We start from the raw sequence: 8,791 nt of genomic DNA, 5'->3' as shown, positions 1-8,791 counted from the left end.
CGAAAAAATCTCCTGCTCCCAAAACCCCCCCGGGGAAAGAGGAAAGAAAACTCAACACAACTAGGTGCCCCTTGGTACCCCCCGGCCCTTCCTGTGGCGCCCGGCCCCGTGGGCCCCCCCCCCCCACCGGCACCGCACACTACGTATTACGGGAGGACTGGAGTCCAAATGGCGAACTACACCGCTGCTGATATCAAGGCCCTGCGCGAGCGCACCGGCGCCGGCATGATGGATGTCAAGAAGGCCCTGGACGAGGCCAATGGAGATGCCGAGAAGGCCATTGAGCTAATCCGCATCAAGGGCCTGAAGGGCGCCACCAAGCGCGAAGGCCGTTCCACCGCCGAGGGTCTGGTTGCTGCCAAGGTCATCGACGGAACCGTCGGTGTCATGATCGAGGTCAACTGCGAGACCGACTTCGTCGCCAAGTCCGCCAAGTTCATTGAACTCGCTGACAAGGTACTGGCCGTGGCCGTTGAATCGGGTGCCGCCGACCTCGAGGCGCTGCTGGCGGCAAACGCCGACGGCAAGCCGCTGGGCGACGTCGTCGTCGAAGAAGGCGCTGTACTGGGCGAGAAGGTCGTCGTCCGACGCGTGGCCCGCGTCGAAGGCAAGACCGTCGATGCTTACCTGCACAAGACGTCCAAGGACCTGCCGGCTCAGGTTGGCGTCCTCTTCGCTGTCGACGGCGAAGGCGACTCGGCCTTCGAGGCCGCCCACGACGTTGCAGTGCACAGCGCTGCCTTCGCGCCGACCTATCTGACCCGCGACGAGGTCCCGGCCGAGACGGTGGAGAACGAACGCCGCATCGCCGACGAGACCGCACGCGCCGAGGGCAAGCCCGAAGCCGCGCTCACCAAGATCGTCGAAGGCCGGCTGAACGGTTTCTTCAAGGAGATCGTGCTGCTGGACCAGCCGTTTGCCAAGGACCCGAAGAAGTCCGTCGGCAAGGTGCTGGAAGAGGCCGGCGTCAACGCAACCGCCGTTGCCCGCTTCCGCGTCGGAGCGTAACCTCGGTCCAACCGCCACGGCGAACTGACTGATTTCAATGACGAGGGGGTGGTCACCAACCGGTGACCGCCCCTTTTTCATGTCCGGATCGGCAGCCGGCCCGCACCGCGCGGCAGCCGCTAAGCCTTCACGTAATCTTTCCCCCAGAACCACGCACGCCGGGAGGCACCATGGAATCCCAGACCACCCAGACCACCACCGATACCGTCAAGCGCCGCCGTGTGCTGCTGAAGCTGTCCGGCGAAGTATTCGGCGGAGGCAAGCTCGGCGTCGACCCTGACACCGTCCGCGGCATCGCCAAGCAAATTGCCGCCACCGTGGGGCAGGTGGAAGTAGCGATCGTCGTTGGCGGCGGCAACTTCTTCCGCGGCGCCGAGCTATCGACGTCGGGCATGGACCGCTCCCGGGCCGACTACATGGGCATGCTCGGCACCGTCATGAACTGCCTGGCCCTGCAGGACTTCCTCGAGCAGGCCGGCGTTGACACCCGCGTGCAGAGCGCCATCACCATGGGCCAGGTCGCCGAGGCCTACATTCCGCGCCGCGCCATCCGGCACATGGAAAAGGGCCGCGTGGTCATTTTCGGCGCCGGGGCGGGATTGCCCTATTTCTCCACGGACACCGTGGCCGCCCAGCGTGCACTCGAGGTACACGCCGACGTTGTCCTGATGGCCAAGAACGGCGTGGACGGCGTCTACACGGCTGATCCCAAGAAGGATCCGGCTGCCGAAAAGCTGGACACCTTGACCTACGACGAAGCCATGCGCCGGAATATCCGGGTCATGGACCAGACCGCGTTCAGCCTGTGCCGCGACAACAAGCTCTCCATGGTGGTCTTTGGGATGGAGGGCGAGGGCAACGTGACGCGCGCGATTCTGGGCGAGCAGATCGGCACCTACGTCACCGCCTGACGGTCGCCGGCCCAACGGCCGGATAGCCTAGGATGGAAAGCAGAGCCAGGACCGCGGACCCCGCGGAGTGAACGAAGGACGTGAAGGAGAGACCGTGATAGACGAGACGCTGCGCGAAGCTGCCGAAAAGATGGACAAAGCAGTCGAAGTGGCCAAGGAAGATTTCGCCACCATTCGCACCGGCCGCGCCAATCCGTCCCTGTTTTCCAAGGTCACGGTGGACTATTACGGTTCACCGACCCCGCTGCAGCAGCTGGCGTCTTTCCAGAACCCTGAGCCCCGCACGCTGTTGATCACCCCGTACGACAAGGCTGCCCTGAACGATATCGAGAAGGCCCTGCGCGAATCCGACGTTGGCGCCAATCCGGCCAACGACGGCGTGGTGATCCGCGTGGTCCTGCCCGAGCTGACCCAGGAACGCCGCAAGGAGTACGTCAAGGTCGTCCGCGGCAAGGCCGAAGACGCCAAGGTCTCCATCCGCAACATCCGCCGCAAGGCGATGGACACCATCGGCAAGATGGTCAAGGACGGCGACGTCGGCGAAGACGAGGGCAACCGGGCCGAGAAGGATCTGGACGCCAGGACCAAGTCGCACACGGACAACGTGGACGAGCTTCTCAAGCGCAAGGAAGCCGAGCTGCTCGAGGTCTGATGAGTACGGACCAGCCTCAACCCGTGGCTGGCGGTTCGCCGACTCCGGCGGCTGGTCCGGGATCGCCGTCGGGCGGGTCCGGCCGGCGTGCGCTGCGTGCCGCCGCCAAGCCTTCCCGCGCCGGACGTAACCTGCCGGCAGCCATCGCCGTCGGACTCGCGCTGATGGCTGTTGTCCTGGTCGGGCTTTTCCTCCTGCCCAGTACGCTCGTGGTGGTGGTGGCGGCATTCTCCGCCGTCGGTGTGTGGGAGGTTTCCCGCGCCCTGACGGTCAAGAACATCAAGGTGCCGCTGCCGCCGCTGTTCGCGGGAGCCCTGGCCATGCCCGTGGCCGCCTACTACGGCGGGCCGGAAGGGCTGGCGTTCGCGCTGGTGGTGACATGCGTTGCCCTGATGGTGTGGAAGTGCCTGGACAGTACCGACGGTGCGGTCCGCAGCGTGCTCAGCGGCACCTTCATCCTTTGCTGGGTGCCGTTCTTCATCAGCTTTGCGCTGCTGTTGCTGCTGGAGGAATCGGGGGCCTTGAAGGTTGCCACCATGCTGCTGCTGGTGGTCTCCAACGACACCTTCGGCTACATCGTTGGCGTGCTGTTCGGCAAGCATCCGATGGCGCCCAAGATCAGCCCCAAGAAGTCCTGGGAAGGTTTTGCCGGTTCGGTCAGCGGCGCCATCCTCGTCGGCATTCTGTGCTCGGTGCTCCTGCTGGACTTGCAGTGGTGGTTCGGGCTGGTGCTGGCGGTCGCCACAGTGGCTGCTTCCACCGTGGGCGACCTGGCCGAATCCATGGTCAAGCGCGAACTGGGCATCAAGGACATGAGCAACATCCTGCCGGGCCACGGCGGGGTGATGGACCGGCTGGATTCCATCGTGTTTGCCGCTCCGGTCGCCTACCTGTTGGCGTCGCTGCTGGCGCCGGGAGCTGTGTAGGCGCGGGGGATGCCCCGGAATCCGCACCAGTCCGGCATAGACTGGGCAGCGTAGACAAGCGGAACGTTTTGAAGGAACAGGAACTCATAGGACACCATGGCGCGACGAACCATTGAAGCCGGCAAGGGCAGTGCCCCGTTCGACCATGTGGACCGACGGGACTTCGGCTACAACGCCCGCCAGGTGGACGACTTCCTCGGTCGGGCCCGCGAGTACTACAACAACCCCGAGCCCGATGACGTCCCGATCACCAGCCGCGATGTGCGGGCCATGACGTTCGATCCGGCCAAGGGCGGTTACGACCCGCGCGCCGTGGATGCCGCGCTCGACCGGTTGGAGGATGTTTTCGCCCAGCGGGAACGCGACGCGCTGATCAGGCGCGAAGGTGAGCAAGCATGGCTGACGCAGATTGGCCGCACGTCCGCGATGCTGCGCGCCAGGCTGCACCGCGCCCCCGGGGAACGCTTCCGCCGCCCGACCAAGCGGAATGCCGTTAGCTATGACATCGAGGATGTGGACGCACTTTGCGTTGAACTGCTGGGCTATTTTGAGCACGACCAGCCGATGAGCGTGGACGTGGTCCGCCGGGCCGTGTTCCGTGAAGCCAAGGGCAAGGACGGCTACGAGGAAAACCAGGTGGATGCCTTCCTGGACGGCGTGGTCGAGCTGATGGCTTCCATCGACTAACCAGCCCGGCGGGGCGGGTCAATTCTGCGGCCCGGGTCCATTCGAGCGGCCGTCTCAATCCGCGGGCCAGCGTTCCCGGCCCGGAAGACCGGCTCCCGGACTTCCGTGGGTTCGGGGGTGTGCAGACGCGCCATCACGCGGGCAACCGTAGCCGGCCTGCGCGCAGCGGTGGCACGGGAAACGGCCACGGTGACCAGGAAGGCGGCCGGAACGGTCCACGCGGCCGGCTGTCCCAGCGGCTCTGCCCAGCCGCCCAGTGCCGGCCCGGCTACCGTGGCCGCCAACAGCGAACCGCCGCAGAGCACGGCTCCGGACACCATGCCTGCGATGGCGCCGACGTCGGTGAGCCCGCGCCACCAGATGCCCAGCAGCAGCAACGGGCAGATAGTCGAGGCGGTGAAGGCAAACACCGCGCCGACGCTGCCGGCCAAGCCCAGCGATTCGGTGCCCATCGCGATGCCCAGCGGGACGATCGCCGACAGCACCGCGGCCAGCCGGAACCCCTTAACGCTGCCGCGGAAAAGGTCCTGGCTGACCACGCCGGCCAGCGACACCACCAGCCCGGACGTGGTGGAGAGGAACGCGGCGAAGGCTCCCGCCACCACGCAGGCGCTCAAGAGGTCGCCGGCCAGCCCGTCCACAATCCGGCCCGGCAGCAGCAGCACCGTCGCGTCGGACTGGCCGCCGCCTGCGAGCCGGGGCGTATGCAGGCGGCCGAGCACGCCGTAGATGGTGGGGAACAGGTAGAACAGCGCCAGCAGGCCCAGCACCAGCTGGGTGGTGCGGCGGGCCGCGGCGCCGTCGGGGTTGGTATAGAAACGGACCAACACATGCGGCAGGCCCAGAGTGCCGAACAGCAGCGCGACGATCAGCGAGATATTCCGGTACAGCGATGCATCACCGGAGACGTCCAGCGCCGGGTCGAAGGCCGCGCCGCCGCCGGTGGGCGATTGGCCCGAACCGGTGAGGACCAGCAGGATGAAGACCACCGGGATAGCCAGAGCCGTGAGCTTGAGCCAGTACTGGAACGCCTGCACAAACGTGATGGAGCGCATGCCGCCGGTCACCACCGACAGCACCACGACGACGACGACGACGACGGCACCGGCCCAGCCCGGCAGGCCGGTAGCGATGCGCATGGTCAGTGCGGCGCCGTGCAGCTGCGGCACAATGTAGAGCCAGCCGACCGCCACCACCAAGAGGCTGGTCACACGCCGGGCCGCGGTGGAATCCAGCCGGGCCGCGGCGAAGTCCGGAATGGTGTACGCGCCGGAGCGGCGAAGCGGAGCTGACACAAACAGCAGCAGCATCAGGTAGCCGGCGGTATAGCCCACGGGGAACCACAGGGCGTCGATGCCCGAGATCAGGATCAACCCGGCCACGCCCAAGAAGCTGGCCGCGGAGATGTATTCACCGCCGATGGCCGACGCATTCCACCATGGCTTGACCGTCCGCGAGGCGACGTAAAAGTCACCGGTGGTCCGGGAAATCCGTAGTCCGTAGATGCCAATCAGCACGGTGGCGGCACACACCGCTGCCACGGCTGCCAGACCGACGGCCGTGTTCACTGCTTGGCCCCCGGCTCGGTCCAGTCTGCCGTCAGGTCGCGGAATTTACGCTCGTTGCGCGCCGCGGCACGGTTGAACAGCGCGGCACAGGCCAGGATGACCGGGTAGATCCCGATGCCCAGCAGCAGCCAGGGGAGCGGGATGGTGGCGATCGTCAGCGTGGCGGTGACGGGCACCAGCGCGATCAGGACGGCGACGCCCAGCAGGATCAGCCCGAAGCCGGCCGCCACGACGACGGCCAGGCGCAGCTGCGAACGGACCAGGGACCGGACGAAGAGCTCGCCGATTTCGGACTGCTCTGCCAGCTCGTGGGAGAAGGTGTAGCCGCCCGGCGACTGAGGTGCGGCCGACCGCGGCGCGACGACCCGGACCCGCTGGCGGAAGCCGCCCGACGCGAGCTCGGCATCGCCGTCGGGCAAGGGGGCGCCGCCGTTGGGCAGCGTGGCACGGCCGTCGGGCAGGGGGGCCTCTTCGCCGCCGTTCGGGGCACCGCTCATCCTCGGGGCCTGACCCGGGTGGCTTCCAGCTTGTCCCGGACGGCGGGCAGGTGCCGCCGGCTGACCGGCAGTTCGGCTCCACCCACCAGAACGCTGGCCCTGCCGGCGCTCATCCGCATCTGCTGGATCTGGTCCATGGCCACCAGATACGACCGATGGATCCGGATATAGCCGGCGTCGGCCCACTGGCGTTCCAGGTCATTCAACGGCACGCGGATCAGGTAGCTCGCCTCGGCCGTGTGCAGCCGCGCATAGTCGCCCTGGGCCTGCACGTACTTGATCTCGTCGCGCCGGATCATCTTGGTGATGCCGCCTTGGTCCACGGTGATGACTTCCGGCTTGGCCGCCGCACCGTCTTCCATCAGTTCGCAGATCCGGCGCACCGATTCCGCCAGCCGGTCGGCGCGCACCGGCTTGAGCAGGTAGTCAACGGCGGCCAGTTCGAATGCCTGCAGCGCCTTGTCCTCGTCGGCGGTCACGAACACGACGGCGGGCGGCCGGCTGAAGCGTGAAATCACCTTGGCGATGTCCAGCCCGGTCAACGCCGGCATGTGGATGTCCAGGAAGAGCGCATCGACGTCGTGGCGCTCTAGGGCACGGAGCGCTTCGGCCCCGCTGGTGGCTTTGTGGATTTCCCCGATCCGGGAATCCTGTGCCAGCAAATACGCCAGGGCCTCGACGGCGGGGGCTTCGTCATCGGCGACAACCACATTGACCATGGGCCACAGTCTATTCGCCTGAGCGGGGCCCATGCGGCGGCGCCCCGGGTGGGCCTATTCCACCCGGTTGCCGGGCTGGAACTTCGGCACGCGCAGGGTGACCAGCGTGCCGGCGCCGGGGGCCGTGTCGATAACCAGGCCATGTTCTTCGCCGTAGACCTGCCGCAGCCTCACATCCACGTTGCGCAGGCCCACGTGGTCGCCCTCGGCGTGTCCGGCCAGCACGGCGCGCAGCCGCTCCGGATCCATGCCCACGCCGTCGTCTTCGATGGTCACCTCGGCGTAGGCGCCTGCGTCCTGGGCTGTGATGGTGATCCGGCCGGGGCCTTCCTTGGCTTCCAGCCCGTGCCGTACCGCGTTCTCCACCAGCGGCTGCAGGGACAGGAACGGGATCACGGTGCTGAGGACCTCCGGGCCGATCTGAAGGCTGACCTTGAGCCGGTCGCCGAACCTGGCACGTTCCAGCAGCAGGTAGCGGTCGATCGACTTCAACTCCTCGGCCAGCGTGGTGAAGTCGCCGTGCCGGCGGAAGGAGTAACGGGTGAAGTCGGCGAACTCGATCACCAGGTCCCGTGCGCGCGCAGGGTCGGTGAGGATGTAGGACGCGATGGCGTTCAGCGCGTTGTAGATGAAGTGCGGGCTGATCTGGGCCCGGAGCGCCCTGACCTCGGCCTCCATCAACAGTGTTCGGGAGGTGTCCAGCTCGGCGAGCTCGATCTGTGTGGCCACCCAGGCCGCGACTTCGGTGGTGGCCCGCACCAACGAAGCCGCCACGTGGCCGGTATAGGCGCCGACGGTACCCACCACTCGGTCCTGGACCCGGATCGGGGCGAAGACCGCCTCTTGCAGTCCGTGCCGGGCGCCGGCATCCGGCGGGACCCGGCCGTCCGGCAGCAACTGGCTGCCGCGGAATACCTGGGTGCGCCCCGACTTCATCGTCTTGCCGGCCAGCCGCAGGGCCGATTCCGGGGGCTGGCCTGCCCCGTCCCAGCCCAGCACGTCGTCCGGGCCGGACAGTACCAAGACGTCGGATCCCAGCAAGCCGCGCAGATGCTTGCTGGCTTTGGCAGCGCCCGCCGGTGTGAGCCCTGAGCGCAGGTACTGTCCGGCGAGTCCGGCGGTGTGGAGCGTGGCGTAGGTAGCGCGGTCGGCCTCGGAACCGAGGTCCCGGTACGAGCGGGTCAGCTTGAACCCCACCAGTGCAATGACCGCCACAGCCACGACGGCGATGGCGGCGATGATTGCGATGTCCACGGCCGGGCTGAGCATGCTGACAAGCCTAGCTGCAGGCCCGATCCGCGGCCTGCAGCTCGGCGCAGATGAGCGCCATTCACCGCAGCCGGCAAACCGTTGAGCGATGCACCCCGCACGGCTGCTGGCCTGAAGAACCGACAGCTAGCAGAGTGAGCGCAGTCACACCCCGCGTGTGCCCGATGAGGAGGAAAAGATGGGTAACGACCCCAACCCGGACGCCGGCACCACCGCGGCCGTGGACTTCCAGGTGGTCCAAAACAGTCCGGAGTTCACCGAACTCCGCAAGCGCCACCGTTCGTTTGTGTTCCCGATGGCAGTGGCCTTCCTGCTGTGGTATTTCGCCTATGTGCTGTTGGCTGACTATGCGCACGACTTCATGTCCACCAAGCTCTGGGGCAACATCAACGTCGGCTTGGTGCTGGGCCTGCTGCAGTTCGTGAGCACCTTCGCCATCACCACCTGGTACGTCCGCTACGCGAATAAGAAGCTGGACCCGATTGCCACTGACATCCGCCACAGCCTCGAAGACGAGGGTGTCGGCCTACCGGAGGACACCAAATGAGGCACGC

At 66.9% G+C, this 8,791-nt stretch carries 10 protein-coding genes; 6 read left to right on the top strand and 4 right to left on the bottom strand.

Features of this window, described 5'->3' with window-relative positions:
- The first annotated feature begins 168 nt into the window (after positions 1–168).
- The 5 genes from tsf to ACWF5H_RS15510 all read left to right on the top strand — a co-directional run bounded on the left by tsf (position 169) and on the right by ACWF5H_RS15510 (position 4,184).
- Positions 169–1,008 carry a translation elongation factor Ts gene (gene tsf, locus ACWF5H_RS15530; protein ID WP_364652326.1) on the top strand — a complete coding sequence of 280 codons (840 nt, stop codon included), beginning with the start codon at positions 169–171 and terminating at the stop codon, positions 1,006–1,008.
- A 170-nt stretch (positions 1,009–1,178) separates the two neighbouring features.
- Positions 1,179–1,919, top strand: a complete 741-nt coding sequence (pyrH, locus tag ACWF5H_RS15525; RefSeq protein WP_364652325.1) for a UMP kinase — start codon at positions 1,179–1,181, stop codon at positions 1,917–1,919.
- 94 nt (positions 1,920–2,013) lie between these two features.
- Positions 2,014–2,571, top strand: coding sequence for a ribosome recycling factor (frr, locus tag ACWF5H_RS15520; RefSeq protein WP_452037941.1), 558 nt, complete (start codon positions 2,014–2,016; stop codon positions 2,569–2,571).
- The gene (locus ACWF5H_RS15515; RefSeq protein WP_452037939.1) at positions 2,571–3,497 is read left to right on the top strand and encodes a phosphatidate cytidylyltransferase; all 927 of its coding nucleotides are present in this window, start codon (positions 2,571–2,573) and stop codon (positions 3,495–3,497) included. The genes frr and ACWF5H_RS15515 overlap by 1 nt, the downstream gene beginning before the upstream one ends.
- Positions 3,498–3,593: 96 nt before the next feature.
- Complete coding sequence (locus ACWF5H_RS15510; protein WP_452037938.1) at positions 3,594–4,184, top strand: DivIVA domain-containing protein; 591 nt, start codon at positions 3,594–3,596, stop codon at positions 4,182–4,184.
- Here ACWF5H_RS15510 and ACWF5H_RS15505 read toward each other — a convergent pair.
- From ACWF5H_RS15505 to ACWF5H_RS15490, 4 genes are read right to left on the bottom strand one after another with little or no spacing between them, the layout of a single operon-like run.
- Complete coding sequence (locus tag ACWF5H_RS15505; protein WP_452037937.1) at positions 4,181–5,752, bottom strand: sodium/solute symporter; 1,572 nt, start codon at positions 5,750–5,752, stop codon at positions 4,181–4,183. The genes ACWF5H_RS15510 and ACWF5H_RS15505 overlap by 4 nt on opposite strands.
- On the bottom strand, positions 5,749–6,249 hold the full coding sequence (locus tag ACWF5H_RS15500) for a hypothetical protein (RefSeq protein WP_452037935.1): 501 nt from the start codon (positions 6,247–6,249) through the stop codon (positions 5,749–5,751). The genes ACWF5H_RS15505 and ACWF5H_RS15500 overlap by 4 nt, the downstream gene beginning before the upstream one ends.
- On the bottom strand, positions 6,246–6,968 hold the full coding sequence (locus ACWF5H_RS15495; RefSeq protein ID WP_127511771.1) for a LytR/AlgR family response regulator transcription factor: 723 nt from the start codon (positions 6,966–6,968) through the stop codon (positions 6,246–6,248). Before ACWF5H_RS15495 ends, ACWF5H_RS15500 begins: the two co-directional genes overlap by 4 nt.
- 54 nt (positions 6,969–7,022) lie before the next feature.
- Positions 7,023–8,237 (bottom strand): sensor histidine kinase, encoded by a 1,215-nt coding sequence (locus ACWF5H_RS15490; protein ID WP_452037932.1) that lies wholly within the window; start codon positions 8,235–8,237, stop codon positions 7,023–7,025.
- Positions 8,238–8,415: 178 nt separating this feature from the next.
- On the opposite strand from ACWF5H_RS15490, the gene ACWF5H_RS15485 reads away from it, so the two are divergent.
- Positions 8,416–8,784, top strand: a complete 369-nt coding sequence (locus ACWF5H_RS15485; RefSeq protein ID WP_452037930.1) for a DUF485 domain-containing protein — start codon at positions 8,416–8,418, stop codon at positions 8,782–8,784.
- Positions 8,785–8,791 lie beyond the last annotated feature (7 nt).

This window comes from Arthrobacter sp. NPDC055138, from assembly GCF_053607305.1.
The sequence above is the reverse complement of the archived record's forward strand: the minus strand, read 5'-3'. Positions and strand labels throughout refer to the sequence as shown.

Excerpts from the sequence above, each read along its gene's own strand:
- tsf (WP_364652326.1), top strand. The coding sequence starts at position 169 with ATGGCGAACTACACCGCTGCTGATATCAAGGCCCTGCGCGAGCGCACC.
- pyrH (WP_364652325.1), top strand. The coding sequence starts at position 1,179 with ATGGAATCCCAGACCACCCAGACCACCACCGATACCGTCAAGCGCCGC.
- ACWF5H_RS15515 (WP_452037939.1), top strand. The coding sequence starts at position 2,571 with ATGAGTACGGACCAGCCTCAACCCGTGGCTGGCGGTTCGCCGACTCCG.
- ACWF5H_RS15510 (WP_452037938.1), top strand. The coding sequence starts at position 3,594 with ATGGCGCGACGAACCATTGAAGCCGGCAAGGGCAGTGCCCCGTTCGAC.
- ACWF5H_RS15500 (WP_452037935.1), bottom strand. The coding sequence starts at position 6,249 with ATGAGCGGTGCCCCGAACGGCGGCGAAGAGGCCCCCCTGCCCGACGGC.
- ACWF5H_RS15495 (WP_127511771.1), bottom strand. The coding sequence starts at position 6,968 with ATGGTCAATGTGGTTGTCGCCGATGACGAAGCCCCCGCCGTCGAGGCC.
- ACWF5H_RS15490 (WP_452037932.1), bottom strand. The coding sequence starts at position 8,237 with ATGCTCAGCCCGGCCGTGGACATCGCAATCATCGCCGCCATCGCCGTC.
- ACWF5H_RS15485 (WP_452037930.1), top strand. The coding sequence starts at position 8,416 with ATGGGTAACGACCCCAACCCGGACGCCGGCACCACCGCGGCCGTGGAC.